General features: G+C 71.3%; 21 protein-coding genes and 1 pseudogene. 16 read left to right on the top strand and 6 right to left on the bottom strand.

Features of this window, described 5'->3' with window-relative positions; genetic code table 11:
* Positions 1-55: 55 nt before the first annotated feature.
* Positions 56-811: a sulfite exporter TauE/SafE family protein gene (locus tag DEJ18_RS01775; protein WP_181434089.1), complete on the top strand. Its 756-nt coding sequence runs from the start codon at positions 56-58 to the stop codon at positions 809-811.
* Between the two features lie 159 nt (positions 812-970).
* Here DEJ18_RS01775 and DEJ18_RS01780 read toward each other — a convergent pair whose 3' ends face one another.
* On the bottom strand, positions 971-1318 hold the full coding sequence (locus DEJ18_RS01780; protein ID WP_111209327.1) for a hypothetical protein: 348 nt from the start codon (positions 1316-1318) through the stop codon (positions 971-973).
* Positions 1319-1356: 38 nt separating this feature from the next.
* Here DEJ18_RS01780 and DEJ18_RS01785 point away from each other — a divergent pair, with 38 nt between their 5' ends.
* The 9 genes from DEJ18_RS01785 to DEJ18_RS01825 all read left to right on the top strand — a co-directional run bounded on the left by DEJ18_RS01785 (position 1357) and on the right by DEJ18_RS01825 (position 8751).
* Positions 1357-1680, top strand: coding sequence for a DUF1330 domain-containing protein (locus DEJ18_RS01785; RefSeq protein ID WP_181434090.1), 324 nt, complete (start codon positions 1357-1359; stop codon positions 1678-1680).
* 7 nt (positions 1681-1687) lie between these two features.
* On the top strand, positions 1688-2170 hold the full coding sequence (locus DEJ18_RS01790; RefSeq protein ID WP_111209329.1) for an SDR family NAD(P)-dependent oxidoreductase: 483 nt from the start codon (positions 1688-1690) through the stop codon (positions 2168-2170).
* A 10-nt stretch (positions 2171-2180) separates the two neighbouring features.
* Positions 2181-3629, top strand: a complete 1449-nt coding sequence (locus DEJ18_RS01795) for a lipase maturation factor family protein (protein ID WP_111209330.1) — start codon at positions 2181-2183, stop codon at positions 3627-3629.
* Between the two features lie 358 nt (positions 3630-3987).
* On the top strand, positions 3988-4224 hold the full coding sequence (rpmB, locus tag DEJ18_RS01800; RefSeq protein ID WP_110905118.1) for a 50S ribosomal protein L28: 237 nt from the start codon (positions 3988-3990) through the stop codon (positions 4222-4224).
* Positions 4224-4394 carry a 50S ribosomal protein L33 gene (gene rpmG, locus DEJ18_RS01805; RefSeq protein ID WP_022903746.1) on the top strand — a complete coding sequence of 57 codons (171 nt, stop codon included), beginning with the start codon at positions 4224-4226 and terminating at the stop codon, positions 4392-4394. The genes rpmB and rpmG overlap by 1 nt, the downstream gene beginning before the upstream one ends.
* A 3-nt stretch (positions 4395-4397) precedes the next feature.
* Positions 4398-4703, top strand: a complete 306-nt coding sequence (gene rpsN / locus DEJ18_RS01810) for a 30S ribosomal protein S14 (protein WP_110823155.1) — start codon at positions 4398-4400, stop codon at positions 4701-4703.
* A 307-nt stretch (positions 4704-5010) separates the two neighbouring features.
* A complete protein-coding gene (locus DEJ18_RS01815; protein WP_111050904.1) occupies positions 5011-5298 on the top strand; it encodes an HU family DNA-binding protein in 288 nt (95 codons plus the stop codon).
* 130 nt (positions 5299-5428) lie between these two features.
* Positions 5429-7414, top strand: a complete 1986-nt coding sequence (locus DEJ18_RS01820; protein WP_111209331.1) for a bifunctional copper resistance protein CopD/cytochrome c oxidase assembly protein — start codon at positions 5429-5431, stop codon at positions 7412-7414.
* Complete coding sequence (locus DEJ18_RS01825; RefSeq protein WP_111209332.1) at positions 7411-8751, top strand: ATP-dependent DNA helicase; 1341 nt, start codon at positions 7411-7413, stop codon at positions 8749-8751. The genes DEJ18_RS01820 and DEJ18_RS01825 overlap by 4 nt, the downstream gene beginning before the upstream one ends.
* Positions 8752-9014: 263 nt before the next feature.
* Here the strand turns inward: DEJ18_RS01825 and DEJ18_RS01830 are convergent, their stop codons facing one another.
* On the bottom strand, positions 9015-9467 hold the full coding sequence (locus DEJ18_RS01830) for a DUF4383 domain-containing protein (RefSeq protein WP_181431167.1): 453 nt from the start codon (positions 9465-9467) through the stop codon (positions 9015-9017).
* Positions 9468-9747: 280 nt separating this feature from the next.
* Here DEJ18_RS01830 and DEJ18_RS01835 point away from each other — a divergent pair, with 280 nt between their 5' ends.
* Both DEJ18_RS01835 and DEJ18_RS01840 read left to right on the top strand, forming a co-directional pair.
* Positions 9748-10662, top strand: coding sequence for a phosphatase PAP2 family protein (locus tag DEJ18_RS01835; protein ID WP_181434091.1), 915 nt, complete (start codon positions 9748-9750; stop codon positions 10660-10662).
* 99 nt (positions 10663-10761) lie between these two features.
* Positions 10762-11901, top strand: a complete 1140-nt coding sequence (locus DEJ18_RS01840; protein ID WP_111209334.1) for a CE1758 family FMN-dependent luciferase-like monooxygenase — start codon at positions 10762-10764, stop codon at positions 11899-11901.
* Positions 11902-12103: 202 nt separating this feature from the next.
* On the opposite strand, the pseudogene DEJ18_RS01845 reads toward DEJ18_RS01840, so the two are convergent.
* Positions 12104-12316, bottom strand: a pseudogene (locus DEJ18_RS01845) (DMT family transporter); the annotation flags it as partial.
* Entirely contained in the window at positions 12316-12630 is a 315-nt protein-coding gene (locus DEJ18_RS01850; RefSeq protein ID WP_111081885.1) for a DMT family transporter, read from the bottom strand. The pseudogene DEJ18_RS01845 and the gene DEJ18_RS01850, both read right to left, overlap by 1 nt.
* Positions 12631-12721: 91 nt before the next feature.
* On the opposite strand from DEJ18_RS01850, the gene DEJ18_RS01855 reads away from it, so the two are divergent.
* The 4 genes from DEJ18_RS01855 to DEJ18_RS01870 are packed head-to-tail and all read left to right on the top strand — an operon-like array spanning position 12722 to position 16589.
* A complete protein-coding gene (locus DEJ18_RS01855; RefSeq protein ID WP_111209335.1) occupies positions 12722-13303 on the top strand; it encodes a TetR/AcrR family transcriptional regulator in 582 nt (193 codons plus the stop codon).
* Between the two features lie 23 nt (positions 13304-13326).
* A complete protein-coding gene (locus DEJ18_RS01860; RefSeq protein ID WP_111081887.1) occupies positions 13327-14346 on the top strand; it encodes a permease in 1020 nt (339 codons plus the stop codon).
* On the top strand, positions 14333-15190 hold the full coding sequence (locus DEJ18_RS01865; protein WP_111209336.1) for a TIGR03943 family putative permease subunit: 858 nt from the start codon (positions 14333-14335) through the stop codon (positions 15188-15190). The genes DEJ18_RS01860 and DEJ18_RS01865 overlap by 14 nt, the downstream gene beginning before the upstream one ends.
* Entirely contained in the window at positions 15180-16589 is a 1410-nt protein-coding gene (locus DEJ18_RS01870) for a PhoX family protein (protein ID WP_111209337.1), read from the top strand. The genes DEJ18_RS01865 and DEJ18_RS01870 overlap by 11 nt, the downstream gene beginning before the upstream one ends.
* A gap of 45 nt (positions 16590-16634) precedes the next feature.
* Here DEJ18_RS01870 and DEJ18_RS01875 read toward each other — a convergent pair whose 3' ends face one another.
* Together DEJ18_RS01875 and DEJ18_RS01880 are read right to left on the bottom strand one after the other, a co-directional pair.
* A complete protein-coding gene (locus DEJ18_RS01875) occupies positions 16635-17597 on the bottom strand; it encodes a helix-turn-helix transcriptional regulator (RefSeq protein ID WP_181434092.1) in 963 nt (320 codons plus the stop codon).
* 211 nt (positions 17598-17808) lie between these two features.
* Positions 17809-18855 carry an NAD(P)-dependent alcohol dehydrogenase gene (locus DEJ18_RS01880; protein WP_111081891.1) on the bottom strand — a complete coding sequence of 349 codons (1047 nt, stop codon included), beginning with the start codon at positions 18853-18855 and terminating at the stop codon, positions 17809-17811.
* Between the last annotated feature and the right edge of the window lie 19 nt (positions 18856-18874).

The raw sequence follows: 18874 nt of genomic DNA on the forward strand, positions 1-18874 counted from the left end.
GCTCCCGAAGGACGAAACTGAGGTTGCGGGTCTGTTCTGCTGGAAGGGTCGTCGTGTGACGTACGTGTTGATCCTCGCCTGTCTCCTCGGCGGAACTGTTCTGCAGCGGCTGGCGGGGATCGGCTTCGGGTTGTTCGCGAGTCCGCTGCTCGTTCTCGCCCTCGGGCCAGGTCCGGGCGTCGCTGCTGTCGTCATCTGCGGGGGCGGCGCCTCGGTGCTGTTGCTCGTGCAGCAGTGGCGCGCGGTCGAATGGCGGTCGACCATCACGCTCGCAGTGGGCGGCGCGGTAGGCGTTGTGCCAGGGGTCGCCGTTCACTCGTTGCTTCCCGGTGGGCCGTTGCAGGTGACCATCGGCATCGTGACGTTGGTGCTCCTCGGCGTGGTCGTCCTGCTCGACCGGTTCCGGCGGTCGGAAGGTGAGAGTGATCGCTCGCGCTCACTCCTGGCGAGCGGGATCACTGGCATCACGGCAGGGGCAATCAACGTGATCGCCGGGGTCGGCGGGGTGCCGTTGTCGGTGTTCGCCGTACTCACTCGCTGGCGCGCCGCTGCCTTCGCGGCGAGCTCGCAGTTCGTGTTCGCGGTCATGTGTGTCGCCACTGTCGCGGGCCTGGCCGCGGTCGGGGAGCTCGAACTGCCGACGTTCACCGCCGCTCAATGGGTTGGTGCCGCTGCCGCCATCATCACCGGCGTCGCCATCGGGCCATGGTCGGCACGGCACACATCCCACAAGACCGGCCGGAGGATCATGCTCGTCACGGCGGGGGCAGGCGCCGTCGCGAGCCTCATCAAGGGCATGACCATGCTGTGACGGACGCACGACCCGGATGGGAGGGAGCAATCACCGCCCTCGAAGCGGAATGGCGTGCCCGGTCGCGTACGGGATCGGCCATCGGACACTGCCGCAACCTGATCCCGGGGCGCCGGCTGGAGGCAGCGTGCCCGATGGCCGATGGGTCGTCGACTGCCGTCACTGCCGATGGAGTTGTCGGGTGTTTGCGGTCAGGATCTCGTTGGACAACGACGTGTCCGGCTCGGCGACGGCGCGGGAGATCACGAGTGCACCGACCATCTGACTGAACATCGCGATTGCCTGCTCGCGCGCGGCCGGCGGACTCAGCTCGACGCCATCCTCGTCGGCGCGCTGCAAGAGCAGATCGGTGATGTTCGCGAAGTACCCCTCCAGCCCGACCAGGTATGCCGCCTGTGGTGCCGCCCCGTGCCGGCTGGCGTCGACCGGCAGCGCAGCCGAGGGACAGCCAGCCTCGGGGTGGTCCCGATGTGCGGGGGTGACGTACGCATCGATGACGCCGTGCAATGGGTCCGATGCCCTCCTCCTCGACGAAGGAGCACGCAATGTCCGAAAATGCCACCACCCGCACGCCCGCGTACAGCGTCACCGAGGTCTTCGAAGTACTCGACCCCGCCGGCGCCCAGCGCTACTCCGAATCGACGCCGGGCACGGTGGAGGAGTTCGGGGGCCGCTTCGTCGTCCTCGGCGCCCAGCCCACCATCGCCGAGGGTGACGCCGGCATCGTGCTCGCCGTCGTCGAGTGGCCCGACATGGAGACCCTTGAGGCCTGGTACGACTCGGAGGAGTACGCGCCCGCCCGTCAGATCGCAGCGACCGCGATGCGCCGCCGCCTGGTCTTCCTGCCCGGCCTTCCCGCCACCATCTGACCCGCGCATGTTCACCGACATCAATCCGCCCGACCGCACCGAGTTCGCTGGCAAGCGTGCCGTCGTGACCGGGGGCTCGCGAGGACGCGGCGCCGCGATCACGCGGCGACTCCGCGACGGCGGCGCGACTGTCGTCGTCACCGCTCGCAGCGCTACCGGCGAAACTCCGGACGGCGCCACCTTCATCCCAGGCGACATCAGCACCGTGGACGGAGTCGAAGGCTTCGCCACCGCCGCACTCGATGCCTCGGGCCGCGTCGACATCCTGGTCGACAATGCCGGAGCCGCACGGGTCCACCCTGAAGGCATCGCCGGGATCCCGGACGAGGAATGGGTCGACTCGGTCGACATCAATCACCTGTCGGCGGTCCGGGTGACCAGCGCGTTCCTGCCATCGCTTCACGACGCTGGTGCCGGGGCCGCGGTCAGCCGTCACCCGCTCCGGCCGGACTGCGCGGTCCCGGACCTCCCCGCGGCACCGCCCGCGTAGCCTCCGGCCCGTGGACCTTCAGGCATGGACGAGTTGGGCGGGCGCGGGCGACTACGACGTCGCCCGCTTCGTGCTCCAGCGCGGGGTGGCGGCGATCGCGTGCCTGGCGTTCCTGTCCGCGATCGCCCAGTTCCCGGCACTCCTCGGCGAGCGGGGCCTGTTGCCCGTCCCGCGGTTCATGGAGCGGCGGTACGCGCAGACCTTGCCCGTCGTGTGGCGGTGGTGGCGCTACACCGACCGGCGGCTGCGGATCCTCGCGGGTGGCGGCGCCGTGCTGTCGGCCAGCATCGTCGTCGGTCTGCCGCAGCGGGGGCCGGCATGGGTGCCGGTGGTCTGCTTCCTGCTGCTGTGGCTCGCCTACATGTCGATCTCGGACGTCGGGCAGACGTTCTACTCGTTCGGGTGGGAGTCGCTCCTGCTCGAGTCCCTGTTCGTCGTCGCGTTCCTGGGGTCGGACGAGGTCGCACCGCCGATCGTCGTCCTCATCGCGATCCGCTGGCTGGTCTTCCGGCTGGAGTTCGGCGCGGGCATGATCAAGATGCGGGGGGACCGGTCGTGGCGGGACCTGACGGCGCTGTACTACCACCACGAGACGCAGCCGATGCCGAACCCGATGTCGCGGACGGCCCACCTGCTGCCCCGGCCGGTGCATCGCCTCGAGACCCTGGGCAGCCACGTCGTCCAGCTGGGGGTCCCGTTCCTGCTCTTCGCCCCGCAGCCGGTCGCCTCGATCGCCGCGGCACTGGTCCTGCTCACCCAGGCGTGGCTCGTCGTGACGGGGAACTTCGCCTGGCTCAACTGGATCACCCTCGTGCTCACCTTCGCCGCGATCGACGACCGGTCGATCGCGACGGTGCTGCCGTTCCTCCAGGACGTCGCGGAGGTCGGCCCGACCGCGACGCCAGCGTGGTTCGTCGGCCTGACGGTCGCGGTCGGCCTGCTGCTGCTCGTGCTGTCCTGGCCGTCGGCGAAGAACCTGGTTTCCCGGCGGCAGCTCATGAACGCGTCCTTCAACCGCTGGCACCTCGCCAACGCCTACGGCGCCTTCGGCAGCGTGACGCAGGAGCGGGACGAGGTGATCGTCGAGGGGACCCTCGCCGAGGTCCCGGACGAGGACGACTGGCTGCCCTACGAGTTCAAGGGGAAGCCCGGTGATCCGCGCCGCCGTCCGGCCCAGTTCGCGCCGTACCACCTACGGCTCGACTGGCTGATGTGGTTCCTGGCGCTCGGGGCCGACGACGGCTGGTTCCGGGTGTTCGTGCTCCGGTTGCTCGAGGCGGACCGGAGGACGCTCCGGTTGCTCCGGCACGACCCGTTCGACGGGCAGCGGCCGCGGTGGGTGCGGGCGCGGGTGTTCCGGTACCGGTTCGCCACCCGGGCGGAACGGCGCGCGACCGGGCTCTACTGGATCCGCCAGGAGCGCGGACTGCTCCTGCCGCCGTCGGGCCTGCGCCGCTGACGTCGGCGAGCGGCCGCGGTTGCGGCCCGGCCGCCGCGGACGCAGTCGTGCACGGGAGGCCCGGCTTGCGACGCGCCCGAGGGTCGCGTAACGTGGGCGGCTGGTTCTCCGCGCCTGCGCGGAGCGCCCGTTGTTCTGCCCTCCGACCGTCGCGAACGCCGCGGTCGCGTGGTACCGGATCCGAGCCTCCAGGCCCGGATGCGCTGGCCCAGGTCGACTCGTCGATCCGGACCGCCCCCGGTCTGGGCGGCGCGCACAACCCCCTCGCTCAGCCACTCCGGTGGTGCAGCGCGTGCGTGCCAGGCAAGTGACCTTGGGTGCAGCCGATCGGCTGCACGGTATTCATCAGGAGGAAACCATGGCTGCAGTGTGCCAGGTGACCGGCGCCGTTCCCGGCTTCGGTCACAACATCTCGCACTCGCACCGTCGGACGAAGCGTCGCTTCGACCCGAACGTGCAGAAGAAGACCTACTACGTGCCGTCGCTGCGTCGTAACGTGACGCTCAACGTCAGCGCCAAGGGCATCAAGGTGATCGATGCTCGTGGCATCGAATCCGTCGTGGCGGGCATCCTCGCCCGTGGGGAGAAGATCTGATGGCGAAGAAGGGTCAGGACATCCGTCCGATCATCAAGCTTCGTTCCACCGCGGGCACCGGGTTCACCTACGTGACCAAGAAGAACCGCCGGAACAACCCCGACCGTCTCGTGCTGAAGAAGTACGACCCGGTGGTCCGCAAGCACGTCGACTTCCGTGAGGAGCGCTAGGCCATGGCGAAGAAGAGCAAGATCGCGAAGAACAACCAGCGCGCCGTCATCATCGAGCGCTACGCCGAGCGTCGCCTCGAGCTGAAGAAGGCCCTCGTGGACCCGAACGGCACCGACGAGTCCCGCGAGGCCGCCCGTGTCGGCCTGCAGAAGCTGCCGCGCGACGCGTCGCCGGTCCGCTACCGCAACCGCGACGCCATCGACGGCCGCCCCCGCGGTCACCTCGGTGAGTTCGGCATCAGCCGTGTCCGGTTCCGCGACATGGCCCACCGTGGTGAGCTCCCCGGCATCACGAAGAGCTCCTGGTAAGCACCAGTCCTGCCGACGCCCCCGTGACCTCCCGAGGTCGCGGGGGCGTCGTCGTTGTCCGGCACGCGTCATCCTCTGACGGCAGACAGCGACAACGGTCGTCACACGGGTCACAGCAGCCCCTTGCGTTGCTCGACAGGCCCGGAAAACCGGGCGAGTCGACGAGGAACGACGGAACCGGCTGGTAGGTTCATCACCGGTTCCACGGGCCCTCGGCCCGCTGGGCCCGCAGCACGGGGCAACCGTCCCGCAACATCCGGACGTTCCGCGTCCGACCCATACGCAAGAAGTCCGAGGAGGACATCCAATGGCTGACAAGTCACTGAACCGCACCGAGCTCGTCGCTGCCGTCGCCGCCGAGTCCGGCCAGAGCCAGGCCACCGTCAACGGCGTCGTCGACGCGCTCTTCGCCGTCGTCGGCAAGTCCGTCGCGGACGACACCAAGGTCACGATCCCCGGCTGGATCGCCTTCGAGAAGACCCACCGCGCCGCGCGCACCGGCCGCAACCCGCAGACGGGTGAGGCCATCGAGATCGCCGCGAGCGACTCGGTCAAGGTCAGCGCCGGCAGCAAGCTCAAGGCAGCCGTCAAGTAGGACCGCTCAGCTCCACGGAAGGGACGGCGTCCGCGCCGTCCCTTCCGTCGTCCCCGCCGGGCCCTCGCCACCGTCCAGAGACGCCCCTCGGCGTTCCCGGAGCGCCCGGGGCACCGCCTAGGCTTGACGGGTGAACCGCATCGCGCGCATCGCCGGCCCCGGCGTCTTGCTGCTCGTGGCGTTCGTGTCCCTGCTCGTGGCGCTCGTCGTCGGCGGTGGTGCCGACGCCGCCCTCATCGCCGACCCCGGGGCGGTGGTCCGCTTCGGGCTGCCGCTCACCCGCATGCTCGTCGACCTGTCGGCAGCGGCGACCATCGGCGGGCTCGGCCTCGCCACGATCGGCCTGTCACGGACCGCACCCGAGTGGGACCGGGCCGTCGACGTCGCCGCGGGCGCTGCCGGTGTGTGGACCGTCACGTCCGCCGTCACCACGTTCTTCACCTACCTCAGCGTCGCGGGTGGGGCCGTCAGCCTCGACGCCGGCTTCGGGCAGTCGATGGGCGTCTTCCTCACCGGGACCGACCTCGGTCTCGCCTGGCTCACCACCGTGCTCGTCGCCGCCGTCGTCACGGTGCTGTGCTTCGCCGTGCGGTCGCGCGGGATGGTCGCCCTGACCACGGCCGTGTCGCTGATCGGCCTCGTCCCGCTCACCCAGCAGGGCCACGCCGCGGGGACCGCCAGCCACGACGCCGCGGTCACCGCGCTCGGGCTGCACCTCGTCGGTGCGGCGCTCTGGGTGGGCGGACTCGTCATGCTCGTGCTCGTGCGCGACGTCCTGCCGGGTGCGCGTCTCGCCGCCGTGGTCGGCCGCTACTCCAGCGTGGCGCTCGGCTGCTTCGTGCTCGTCGCCGTCTCGGGCGTCGTCTCGGCCCAGATCCGTCTCGGGGCGTTCGACGAGCTCGGCAGCCCCTACGGCGTCCTGGTGCTCGTCAAGGTGGGCGCCATCATCGTGATGGGGATCATCGGGGCGGTGCACCGCCGCCGGGTCATCGCCGCGCTGACGACCGCGCCCGCACGGGTCCGGCCGTTCTGGACGCTCGTCGTCGTCGAGCTCGCGGTGATGGGCGTCGCTTCCGGCGTCGCCGCCGCACTCGGCCGGACCGCGACGCCCGCCGGGCAGCTGGCGCTGAGCAAGACCAGCGACCCGACGCCCGCCGAGGTCCTGACCGACGACTCGCTCCCCACCGCGCCCGGCCCGTGGGGTTGGTCGACGAACTGGAACATCGATCTCTTCTGGCTCATGGCCGCGGTGCTGCTCGTCGCCGCCTACGCCGCGGGGGTCGTCCGGCTGCGCCGCCAGGGACGAACGTGGCCGGTCGGCCGCTCCGTCGCCGCCGGCATCGCGGTCGTGGCGCTCGTGGTCGCGACCTCCGGCTCCCTGCACACGTACGACCGGTACCTCGTGTCGGCGAACGTCGGCGCGCACGTGCTGCTCGGGCTCGTCGTGCCCGCCCTCGTCTGGGCCGCGGCTCCGGTGCAGCTCATCCGTGCCGCCGTCCGGCCGCGCACCGACGACAGCGCCGGGGTCGCCGAGTGGACCACGGTCTTCGTCGACAACGCCGTGGTGCGGTACCTCGTCCAGCCGTTCCCCGCGTTCCTGCTGCTCGCCGGCGTCTGGTGGGGCGTGTACGCGACCGACGTGCTGCGTTGGTCCGTCAGTGACGCCATGGGCCGCACGGTGGTCGACCTCGTCCTCGTGCTCGTCGGGCTCCTGGCCCTCCCGACCCTGCTCACGCCGATCGCCATCGGCGCCCGTCGTCCGTCGACCGCGGCGTTCCTGGTGCGGGTGGCCGGTGCGGTCGTCGTCGCCGCGGGCACGGTGTCGCTCGGGATCGCCATGCAGGGACCGCTCGGGCTGCTGCAGGCGTCCTGGTTCGGGGCGATGGGCCGCACCTGGGGCCCGGACCCGCTCGTCGACCAGGCACGCGGCGGGACGGTCCTGATCGTCGCCGGCGTGCTCGTGGTCGTCACCGTCGTGGTGGTCGGACTCGTGCGAGTGCGGCGTCAGGACGAGGCTGGCGGCAGCGCTGCGGTGGACGCGGCCACGGGCCTCCCGGTCGCCGCCGCTCCGGCCGGTGTCGATGACGGCGTGCCGAGCGGGTCGAGCGCACCGTGAGCGTCGAGCTCTCCGCCGAACAGCGGGCGGTCTTCGAGTACATCGAGTCCACCCGCGACCACGTCTTCATCACCGGACGCGCGGGCACCGGCAAGTCGACGCTGCTCAACCACCTGTCGTGGAACACCGAGAAGCAGGTCGTCATCTGCGCCCCGACCGGTGTCGCCGCGCTCAACGTCGGCGGGCAGACCATCCACTCGCTGTTCCGCCTGCCGATCGGCCTCATCGCCGACGCCGAACTGCAGCAGGGGCCCGACACCCGCAAGCTCCTCAACACCATCGACACCCTGGTCATCGACGAGGTCTCGATGGTGAACGCCGACCTGCTCGACGCGATGGACCGGGCGCTGCGGAAGGCACGCGGTCGGCGGTCCGAACCGTTCGGGGGCGTCCAGGTCGTCATGTTCGGTGATCCGTACCAACTCCCCCCGGTCCCGGGCGACGGCGACGAGCGCGCGTACTTCACCGACCACTACCGGTCGATGTGGTTCTTCGACGCGAAGGTGTGGCTCGAAGCCGAGCTGCACATCATCGAGCTCGCCACGGTGCACCGTCAGCGCGACGACGCCTTCGCCGCGATGCTCACCGCCGTCCGGCACGGGCGGGTCACCGCGGACGTCGCCCAGCAGCTCAACGACGCCGGAGCCCGCCCCGCCCCGGACGACGCGATCACCCTGGCGACGCGGAACGACACCGTGGCCCGGATCAACAAGGCGGCCCTCGAACGACTCCCCGGCAAGGTGAAGACGGCCAGGGCGGACGTCAACGGCGACTTCGGTGGGCGCACCTTCCCGGCTGACGAAGCGCTCGAGTTGAAGCCCGGCGCACACGTGATGTTCCTCCGCAACGACCCGGACCAGCGCTGGGTGAACGGGACCCTCGGCATCGTGCGGAGCATCCGGGACACGGTGTGGGTCAGCGTCGACGGTGAGGACTTCGAGGTGCAGCCGTCCGTGTGGGAGAAGTTCAAGTACTCCTACGACCCGGACAAGAAGGAGCTCAAGAAGGACACCGTGGGGGAGTTCCAGCAGTTCCCCCTCCGGCTGGCGTGGGCGGTGACGATCCACAAGTCGCAGGGCAGCACCTACGACCGTGCGGTGGTCGACCTCGGCAACCGGGTGTTCAGCGCCGGGCAGACGTACGTGGCGCTGTCGCGGTTGACGTCGCTCGACGGGCTGTACCTGACACGGCCGCTCCGTCCGGCGGACATCATCGTCGACCTGGACGTGCGTCGGTTCATGTCCGAGTCACCCCGGGTCGTCGCGACCCAGCTCGAGGCGGCGAAGCCGGCCCACGCGGACGCGCCGGGTGGGGCGGAGGACCCCGCCGACTCCTGACGGGGACGCGCACGGGGACGGGGACGTGCGCGAGCTGTGGCGCGCTGCGCGACCACTCCGGGACGGCTGCCGCTGCCGCCGCCGCGCCCATGGGCCTCCTGTCGGCGCGCCCACGGGCCTCCCGGCGGCGCTGTCGCGCCGACCACCCTCCCGGCAGTGCCCCACCGCCCTCCCGGCAGTGCTGCTCGCCGCGTCGCCGCCCCGGACACCACGACGCCCGCCTGCCGGACCGGCAGACGGGCGTCGGGAGGGCTCGGGGAGCGTCAGGCGCGCGCGCCGGCCGCCCGCAGGGCGCGGAGGTTCTCCTTGTCGGCGCCGAGTGCGGTGAGCACCAGGACGACGCCGACGACGGCGTGGAAGACGTTGTCGGTCGTGTTGAGTGCGAGCACGTTCGCCGAGGTGTTCGAGAACACGAAGCCGTAGACGGCGAGGACGAGCAGCACGACGCCGATGACGAGGTTCACCGCGCGGGACCCGATCGTGTTGCCGAGGCCCACGATGAAGAACGCGGCCGCGAGGAGCGCCCAGATCGCGCAGAGTGCCGGGTTGAGCATGAAGGAGTTCCAGAGGAACCCGCCCTCGCGGCTGAAGAACGCGCCGCCGTTGTCCTGCGCGAAGAAGAAGCCCAGGAAGCCCCAGATCGCGAACAGCGTGCCGGCGGTCATCGCCAGGGCGCGGTTCGGCGAGGCGGTGATGCCCGGTTCCTTGATGGCCACTTCGGTCTCCTCTTCCTGCGCGACGATCGCGCTGTACGGCTGCCCGCCGTCTCGCAGCTGTGCACCGGCCCGACCGGAGCTGGCCCGACCGGAGCCGGCCCGACCTGTGTCACGCTGTCCGGACACCTGCTGCAGGACGGCCGTGGCCTTGCTCCGGAGGCTGGTGTTCCCAGCTCCCGACGAGTGCTGCAACGGTATCGTGTCGGGCCCCGAGCGACCCAATCGCTTCCCGCCCACCAGACGGATGACGAGACCGACCACCATGACACCGAGGAGGACGATGCCCGTGATCCGGACCCCCGAGCGCACCGCCCCGGAGTCCCGTGACGAGGGACGTGGACCGAGCGTGTCCCGGAGGTTCCGGTGGGCGCTGCTCGCGGCTCTGGGGTTCGTGATCGTGCCTTCCGTCTACGCGGTCGCGGTGTTGACGCCGGCGGGGCAGCGGATCGAGGACGCCGCGCTCGGCGGTGTCCGCGAGTCCGACCTGTTCGGGTCGGACACCGCCCTCAACGTCATCTCGGTGCCGGTGATCCTGCTGTTGGTCGTCGTGATCGCCGCCGTCGCGTTCGCACGCAGGCGGCTCGCCGTGGGGCTCGGAGCGGGCTTCGTGGTGCTCGCGTCCGCGGCCACCTCGACGTTGCTCAAGCGTATCGCCGAGCGCCCGGAGATCGCTCAGTCGACGACGCCGAACTCGTTCCCGTCCGGCCACGCGACGATCGCACTCGCCGCGTCGTTCGCCGTGCTCATGGTCACGCCCCGACGCTTCCGGCCGGCCGTCCTGGTCGTGGGCGCCGTCTACGCGGTGTTCGTCGCCAACCAGACGGTCGTGTACGGGTGGCACCGCGTGAGCGACATCGTCGGCGCGTGTGCGGTGGCGCTGTTCTGGCTCGGGCTCGTCCGGGCCCTCGGACCCCAGGTGGACCGGGGTGTCCGAGGGGACCGCGACGGCCGACGTGGCCCGCGTCGGGTGGTGACGGTGGTGCTCCTCGTCGCGGTCGGGGCGGCGCTGGTGGTCGGTGTGGTCGCGCTCCTGGTCGGCACGGCGGGGGACGGGGACCACGACGCCATGCTGTTGGCGGGGCGGATGGCGTCGTCCGCGAGTGTCCTCGCCGCCATCACCGCGGTGTGGCTGGCGGACGGCATGCACCACGTGCCGCCGACGACGAGTGCGTCGGCGCCTCCGGTCCGCGTCTGACGCTCGCGGGAATGCCACGGCCTGCGCTACGTTGGACCCATCAGGTCGATGCAAACGCATCGAACCGGAACGAGCCAGAGACAGACGAGGCGGCGCATCATGCAGTTCGGGATCTTCACGGTCAGTGACGTCACGACCGACCCCACCACGGGAACCACGCCGGACGACACCCAGCGCGTCCGCGACATCATGACCATCGCGCAGCACGCCGACCAGGCCGGGCTCGACGTCTTCGCCACCGGTGAGCACCACAACCCGCCGTTCGTGGCGTCGAGCCCGACGACGATGCTCGGCTACCTCGCCGGTGTGACGAAGGACATCACCCTCTCCACGTCGACGACCCTGGTCACCACGAACGACCCGGTGCGCATCGCGGAGGAGTACGCGATGCTCCAGGTCATCTCCGACGGCCGCATGGACCTGATGATGGGCCGCGGCAACACCGGCCCGGTCTACCCCTGGTTCGGCAAGGACATCCGCCAGGGCCTGAACCTCGCCGTCGAGAACTACGCGCTCATCCGCCAGCTCTGGGAGAACGAGGTCGTGAACTGGCAGGGGCAGTTCCGCACGCCGCTGCAGGGCTTCACCTCGACCCCGCGTCCGCTCGACGGCGTCGCGCCCTTCGTCTGGCACGGCTCGATCCGCACCCCGGAGATCGCCGAGCAGGCCGCCTACTACGGCGACGGCTTCTTCCACAACAACATCTTCTGGCCGATCCAGCACACCGAGCAGATGGTCGGCCTGTACCGCCAGCGCTACGAGCACCACGGTCACGGTCGTGCTGACCAGGCGATCGTCGGGCTCGGCGGACAGTTCTTCGCGCGGAAGAACTCGCAGGACGCGATCGACGAGTTCCGCCCCTACTTCGACAACGCCCCGGTGTACGGACACGGGCCGTCGATGGAGGACTTCACGACCCAGACGCCGCTCACCGTCGGTTCGCCGCAGCAGGTCATCGACCGGTACGCCACGATGAAGGACCACGTCGGCCACTACCAGCGCCAGCTGTTCCTCATCGACCACGCCGGTCTGCCGCTCAAGACCGTGCTCGAGCAGATCGACATCCTGGCCGAGGACATCGTGCCGGAGCTCCGCCGCATCAACGAGTCCGACCGCCCGGAGCACGTGCCGGCGAACCCGCCGACGCACGCCGAGCGCGTCGCCGCCGCACGAGCGGCCGGCACGGCCGGCACCGACCACGTGGCCGCGGTCGACGAGTGGACCGGCGCGTCGGTCTGACCTCTCCGGTGACCACCTGACGGACGGGATCCGCCTCGCGGTCGGGCGCAGGGGCCCGCCCGGCGGAGGCTCGGCCCGCGCGGCGCGGCTCGGGCGGCCGCGCGGGGACCAGCTTCAGGCCGACGACGCAGCCGACGATGCCGGCGATGAACAGCAGGCGGAGGAGCGTGACCGGTTCGGCACCCGTCGCCATGCCCCAGAGCACCGTGAGCGCGGCGCCGGTGCCGGTCCACACCGCGTAGGCGGTGCTGATCGGGATGTGCTTGAGGACGTAGCCGAAGGCGCCGAGGCTCAGCATGATCGTGACGGCGAACACGAGGGACGGGGCGAGGCGGGTGAAGCCGTCGCTCGCACCGAGGGCGGTGGCCCAGACGGTCTCGAACGCGGCGCTGACGAAGAGGACGACCCAGGGCATCAGCTGACCACCTTGAGTCCGACGACACACGCGACCAGTCCGAGGACGAGGGCGATGCGGGCGACCGACGCGGCCTCTTCTCGGCGCAGGACGGCGACGACGACGGTCAGCGAGGCACCGATGCCGACCCACACGGCGTAGGCGGTGCCGACCGGGATCTCCTTCATGGCGAACGCCAGTCCCACCATGCTCAGGGCCATGCCGGCGACGAACACGACGGTCGGCACGACCTTCCTGAACCCGTTCGACGCTCCGAGCGCGGTGGCCCAGACGGCCTCCAGCACTCCTGACAGCACCAGGACGACCCAGGCCATGGCGACTCCTCTCGATCATAGTCGTACGAGTGTGCGACTTCACGACCACCAGTTCTAGCACGAAGTCGTACAGTCGTGCGAGCATTGGTGCATGTCGCGCAGCATCGACCTCGAGGAACGCCGCCGGACGGTGTCGGAAGCGGCCTGTCGGGTCCTCGCCCGGGACGGCCTCGGTGCCCTGTCGGTCCGCAACGTCGCCGCGGAGGCCGGCCTGCCACCGAGCACCGTCCGCTACGCGTTCCCCACCCAGGCGAGCGTCCGCGAGCACGCCATCTCCCTCGTGTTCGCCCGGACCCGCGAGCGCATCGACGCGATCCCCGACGACCTGGCGTCGGGTGACCGGGTCCGCGCCGTCCTCGTCGAACTGCTGCCCCTCGACGAGGAACGCGTCATCGAACTCGACGTCTACCTGGCGCTCGGGAACGCCGCCCTGACCGATCCCGGGCTCCGTCCCGCCCTCGACCGGGTCGTCGCCGAGATGCGGCAGTGGTGCGAGATGGTCCTCGACCTGCTCGGGGTCCCCGAGGCCGACCGCGAGTACGAGGCCCGCCGACTGCACGCGCTCGTCGACGGCCTGGCGATGCACGTGGCCCGTCTCGCACCGGGGGAGTCGGGCGACTGGGCGATCGCCGTGCTCGAGCGGCACGTCGCCGGCCTCGTCGCCGGGCACTGACCCGGGTCGCCTATCCTGTCCGGGTGACGAGCACCCGCGCCCGCCCCGTCACGACGCGCTCCCGCACGCTCACCGGCCCCGGTCTGGTGCTCGCCGCCGTCGTGGCGCTCCTCGCCGTCCGCCTGGTCTCACCGGCGGTCGGCACCGCGGGGCTGCCGGACGTCCTGCAGGACTTCCTCACGCTGGCGATCAGCGTCGTCGTGGAGTCCCTGCCCTTCGTGGTGCTCGGCATCGTGCTGTCGATCGTCGTCGAGGTCTGGGTCCCGCACGGGGTCCTCGAGCGCATCCTGCCGACCAGACCGATCCCCCGACGCGCGGTCATCTCGCTCATCGGCATGCTCTTCCCGGTGTGCGAGTGCGGCAACGTCCCGCTCGCCCGCGGCCTCATGCTCCGCGGGTTCACCCCGGCCGAGGCGGTCACCTTCCTCGTCGCGGCTCCGATCCTCAACCCGCTCGTCATCATCAGCACCGCGCAGGCGTTCGGCTGGTCCGGGTGGATCCTCCCCGCCCGCATCGTCGGCGGCTTCGTGGTCGCGAACCTCGTCGGCTGGATCGTCGCCGCACACCGACGCCCGGCCGACCTGCTGCTCCCCGCGTTCGAGGCCCGGTGCCGTGCCGCCGTCGGTGCCCCGCCGGTCCGCGACAAGTGGCGGGAGAGCGCATCGCACTTCGGCGGCGAGACCGCGACGATGATGCCCGCCCTGTTCGTCGGTGCCGGGCTGGCCGCGGCGATCCAGGTCGCGGTGCCGCGCAGCGCCCTGGTCGCGGTCGGGTCGAACCCGGTGCTGTCGGTGCTCGCGATGATGCTCCTGGCGATGACGGTGTCACTCTGCTCGAACGTGGACGCCTTCTTCGCGCTGTCCTTCGCGTCGACGTTCCTGCCCGGGTCCATCACCGCGTTCCTCATCATCGGGCCGATCATCGACGTCAAGATGATCGCCCTGCTCCGCACGACGTTCCGCGCACGCTTCCTGGTGCTGCTCGCCGTCGTCTGCGTCCTGTTCGCCGCGACCGTCGGGTTGGTGATGAATGTCCTCGTCTGAGCCGTCGAAGGCCGTGCACACGGCGCACGACCACGAGCACGACCACGGGCCCACCGCCGGCACGGGGCCCGACCGGACGGTCATGCGCCGCACCCTGCTCGGCCTCGGTTCGGTGCTCGCGGTCGCCCTCGGCACCCTGTGGCTCGGGATCGCCGACCACCTCGACCTGTACATCAACCCGCGCTACGCCACCTTCACCCTCGTGCTGGCCGCGGTCGCCGTCCCCGCGTCGGTCGCGGGCCTCGTCGTCGTCGCCCGCCACGGCGCGCACGCCCACGACGGTGACCCGGAACCCCGCCCGGCCGGGGGCGGACGCGTCCTGCACCTGGTGCTCGGGTCCGTCGCCGCCCTGGTCACGATCGGGACCGTGGTCGCGATGCTCGTCCTGCCGCCGACGACGCTCTCCGCCCGCACCGCCCAGCAGCGGAGCGTGGGATCGGCGTCGCTCTCCGACGCGACGGGTGCCGGAGCGCCGGTGGCCCTGCTCGGCAGCGAGTCGGTCGACACGTCGGACTACGGCGTCAAGGACTGGGCAGCGCTCATCCGGCAGACGACCGACACGACCGCGCTCGTCGGCCGCAAGCTCACCCTGACCGGGTTCGTCGTGCCCGGGGCGGACGGCACCTTCACCCTCAGTCGCTTCGTCGTCAGCTGCTGTGCCGTCGACGCCCAGCCCGTCGGCGTCGGCGTGACGACCGACGACACCGAGCCGCAGGAGGGTCAGTGGGTCCGCGTCGAGGGCGCCCTCGCCGCGAACCCGGACACGTCCTCGGACGCGCGCCTCGTCATCCGTGCCGCCGAGGTCACCCCGGTCGACCAGCCCTCGGACCCGTATGAGTACTGAGTCCCGCCCGCGCCGCCCGGTCACGCAGCGGTTCCGCCGTCGGTTCCTGGCGACCGTCCTGGTGCTCGCCGTCATCGCGACGCTCGCCGCCGTGGTGGGGTCGCAGCAGGGCCCCCGGCTGCGGTCGGTGTCCTACGACGCCGGCGACCTCGTCACCCGGCCGGCGCAGCGGGTCATCCTCACCGCGAACCAGGCCGTGCAGCAGGTCCCGGCGTCCGCCGTGCGGGTCCGTCCGGCCGCCCCGTTCTCGGTCACGTCGAGCGGGAACACCGTCGCGGTCGAGTTCGCCGGACCCCTCGCCTACGACCGCGAGTACACGCTGACGGTCCGCGGTGTGCGCGCGCCGGGGCAGGCGGCGACGTCCGAACTCAGCACGACGATCCGGACCGGCAGCACCGACGTCCTCGCCGTGGTGCCGGGGTCCGGAGGCGGCCCGGACAGCATCGTCCGCCGTGGCCTCGACGCCGCCGGCTCCCGGACCGTCTACCGGGCGCAGGGCATCACCGAGTACGCCGTGCTCGCCCGCTCCCTCGTCGTGCTCCGGGACGACCAGGGCGGCGGCTCCGCGATCGACATCGTGCCGCTCGCCGGCGGGGTGCAGGACGACGCCGTGCCCGTCGAGCGGCTGTCCATGCCGAGTCCGGTGGGCACCGCGAAGGCCCTGCACGCGGCGGTCGACGGGTCCTCGTTCGGCTTCGTGTACGCCGACACGTCGTCCGGGCGCTCGGAGGACGTCGGCCTGTACGTCGTCGACCTCACCGGCACGCACCAGCCCGAACCGATCGCCGCCGACGGCACCCCGACGGTCGGTGCGACCCCGATCTCCGTCGCTCAGTGGGCGTACGTGCCCCGCACGGCGAGCGCCCTCGTGCGGACCGGGACCGACGACCTGGTGCTCGTCGACATGAGCGGGCGGAGCGACGCCGTCCGCCTGGGGTCGGCCACGTACCTGCACGGCTTCGTCGGCTCCGGGACGACCGCGGTCGTCGAGACCGGCAACGGCATCGTGCAGCTCGACCTGACCGAGGGGGAGCGCAGCGACCTGCCGGCGCCGGCGGCGAGCACCGAATCGGCCTACCTCGGCCGGATCGCGCCGATCGCTGATGGGTCGTACCTGCGGGTCGTCGGGTCGGTCCGTGCCGACGGCACCCTGGCGGCCCGCATCCTGCGCGTGGACGGGGCACGGGCCTCCCGGCTCGCGGTGACCGTCCCGGACGACGCGAGCATCACCGGGGTCTGTCCGTCGCCGAACGGCCAGTTCGTCGCGGTGGCGACGCAGTCGTCCGGCGGGGCGCTCGTCAGCGTCGTCGACGCGACGTCGGGTGCACTCGAGGCATCGCTCGCGGGCACCGCCATCGACTGGTGCACGGCCCTCCCGACGGGCGACGAGGTCGGCTGATCGGGCGCCCGACGTCCGGCGCGGTGCCTCATCAGCTGGCCGCGGTCAGTGCCGGAGCGTCTGCCGCGGGTACTCGCCGAACCGGTTGAGGTACTCGCCCGAGAACCGGCCCATGTGCGTGAAGCCCCACCGTGACGCGATCTCGGCCACCGACGCCGTCCCCGGCTCCGCCGCCAGCAGTTCTGCGCGGACGTGCCGCAGTCGCACCTCGCGCAGGTAGTTCATCGGCGTGCGGTCGAGCGTCCGCTGGAACGACTCCTGCAGCGCCCGGACGCTGAGGTCGGCGGCCCGGGCGATGTCGGACACGCTGAGCGGCTCGCCGGCGTGTTCGTGCAGGAACTCGACCGCGGCCCGGAGCCGGGCGTTGCGGCGCTCGCCGTACCCGTCCGGTCGGGCCTCGCCCTGGAACCGGTACAGGCCGAACAGGGAACGGGCGACCTCGCGCTGCGCCTCGTGCCACGCCAACGAGGACGGACCGTCGACCCGCAGCGAACGGACGGCGGCGGCCACGGAGCCGCGCCAGACCTCGACGGCCGCGGCGGACGGTGGGGTCCCACGGTCGAACGCCAGGGTGCCGTCGACCAGGAACTGCTCGGCCGCCACGTCGAGCACGAGGTCCCGGTCCAGGTGGACGAGGCGCTGGTCCCAGTCCTCGTACTCCATCTCGAACCGCTGCTCGATCGGGAAGAGCGTCGGGATGCCCGGCTGCATCCGGACCTCGTCGCGGCCGACGTCGACGCGGGCACGGCCGGCGTCGATCCACTGCACGACGACTTCGCCCTCGACGGCGACGTCGCCGCGGAGGTACCCGTGCATCTGCGACCGCCGGATGCTCATCTGGTCGTCGCCGACGCCGACGTACTTGTACCAGTAGTCACGGTCGACGTGCGAGGAGTACCAGGAGCGTCCGGCGTACATGCCGGCCAGGTCCTGGATCGCGCCACCGGTGTCGGTCCCCGACACGGCGACGATGGCACCCTTCGGCGCCGGGTTCTCCGGGCTCGTCATGTCTCCCACCTTGTCCTGCTGGAGCGCCCGATCGCGAGCGGGCCGGCGCGGTGTGCCCCGGTGGACGGCGTTCTGCGGACCTTCGGGGCGGTTCATGGAGGTCACGGTCAGGATCGTGCCCGGTGCGGACGGGAGGCCCGTCACCGACTGGTGGCGGACCTCCTGTCCGGTGCGGCTGGCCGGCGGTGCCGGATCCGGCCCGCGGGCCGCCTCAGGCGAGCGTCGCGGCGTCGATGACGAAGCGGTAGCGGACGTCCGAGGCGAGGACGCGCTCGTAGGCCTCGTTCACCTGGTCGGCGCTGATGAGCTCGGTCTCCGGCAGGATGCCGTGCTCGGCGCAGAAGTCGAGCATCTCCTGGGTCTCCTGGATGCCGCCGATCGACGAGCCGGCCCAGCTGCGTCGGCCCGGGAGCAGCGCGAAGGCCGGGACCTCGAGGGGCTCGGACGGGGCACCCACGTTGACCATGGTGCCGTCGACCTTGAGCAGGCTGAGGTGCGCGGCCATGTCGATCTTTGCGGAGACGGTGTTGATGATGAGGTCGAACGAGCCCTTGAGCTGCTCGAACGTCTCCGGGTCCTTCGTGGCGTAGTGGGCCTTCGCGCCGAACCCGAGCGAGTCCTCCTTCTTGGAGGTGGTCTGCGACAGGACGGTGACCTCGGCGCCGAGTGCGGCGGCGATCTTGACGCCCATGTGGCCGAGCCCGCCGAGGCCGACGATCGCGACCTGCATGCCGGGGCCGGCGTTCCAGTGGTGCAGCGGCGAGTACAGCGTGATGCCGGCGCAGAGCAGCGGCGCGACCCGCTCGATGTCGAGCGACTCGGGGACGCGGAGGACGAAGTCCTGGTCGACGACGACGGCCTGCGAGTAGCCACCCTGTGTGATCGTGCCGTCGGCGCGGTCGACCGAGGCGTAGGTGCCGGTGTTGCCCTGCAGGCAGTACTGCTCCTGGCCGGCGAGGCACTGCTCGCACTCGCGGCAGGAGTTCACCATGCAGCCGACACCGACGAGGTCGCCGACGGCGTACTTCGTGACGCCCGAGCCGACTTCGGACACGTGGCCGACGATCTCGTGGCCGACGACCTGCGGGTACTCGATGGGACCCCACTCGCCACGGACGGTGTGGATGTCGGAGTGGCAGATGCCGGCGTAGGCGATGTCGATCATGACGTCGCCGGGCAGGAGGTCGCGGCGCTCGATGGTGGTCTTGACGAGCGGTTCGGTCGCGGACGGTGCCGCGTACGCGTTGACGGTGCGCAAGGGTCTCCTCGTGGGGGTG

The organism is Curtobacterium sp. MCSS17_015 (assembly GCF_003234265.2).
In the GTDB taxonomy this organism is placed as follows: Bacteria; Actinomycetota; Actinomycetes; order Actinomycetales; family Microbacteriaceae; genus Curtobacterium.

Excerpts from the sequence above, each read along its gene's own strand:
- DEJ18_RS01785 (WP_181434090.1), top strand. The coding sequence starts at position 1,357 with ATGTCCGAAAATGCCACCACCCGCACGCCCGCGTACAGCGTCACCGAG.
- DEJ18_RS01790 (WP_111209329.1), top strand. The coding sequence starts at position 1,688 with ATGTTCACCGACATCAATCCGCCCGACCGCACCGAGTTCGCTGGCAAG.
- rpmB (WP_110905118.1), top strand. The coding sequence starts at position 3,988 with ATGGCTGCAGTGTGCCAGGTGACCGGCGCCGTTCCCGGCTTCGGTCAC.
- rpmG (WP_022903746.1), top strand. The coding sequence starts at position 4,224 with ATGGCGAAGAAGGGTCAGGACATCCGTCCGATCATCAAGCTTCGTTCC.
- rpsN (WP_110823155.1), top strand. The coding sequence starts at position 4,398 with ATGGCGAAGAAGAGCAAGATCGCGAAGAACAACCAGCGCGCCGTCATC.
- DEJ18_RS01815 (WP_111050904.1), top strand. The coding sequence starts at position 5,011 with ATGGCTGACAAGTCACTGAACCGCACCGAGCTCGTCGCTGCCGTCGCC.
- DEJ18_RS01835 (WP_181434091.1), top strand. The coding sequence starts at position 9,748 with ATGCCCGTGATCCGGACCCCCGAGCGCACCGCCCCGGAGTCCCGTGAC.
- DEJ18_RS01840 (WP_111209334.1), top strand. The coding sequence starts at position 10,762 with ATGCAGTTCGGGATCTTCACGGTCAGTGACGTCACGACCGACCCCACC.
- DEJ18_RS01850 (WP_111081885.1), bottom strand. The coding sequence starts at position 12,630 with ATGGCCTGGGTCGTCCTGGTGCTGTCAGGAGTGCTGGAGGCCGTCTGG.
- DEJ18_RS01855 (WP_111209335.1), top strand. The coding sequence starts at position 12,722 with ATGTCGCGCAGCATCGACCTCGAGGAACGCCGCCGGACGGTGTCGGAA.
- DEJ18_RS01865 (WP_111209336.1), top strand. The coding sequence starts at position 14,333 with ATGTCCTCGTCTGAGCCGTCGAAGGCCGTGCACACGGCGCACGACCAC.
- DEJ18_RS01870 (WP_111209337.1), top strand. The coding sequence starts at position 15,180 with ATGAGTACTGAGTCCCGCCCGCGCCGCCCGGTCACGCAGCGGTTCCGC.
- DEJ18_RS01875 (WP_181434092.1), bottom strand. The coding sequence starts at position 17,597 with ATGACGAGCCCGGAGAACCCGGCGCCGAAGGGTGCCATCGTCGCCGTG.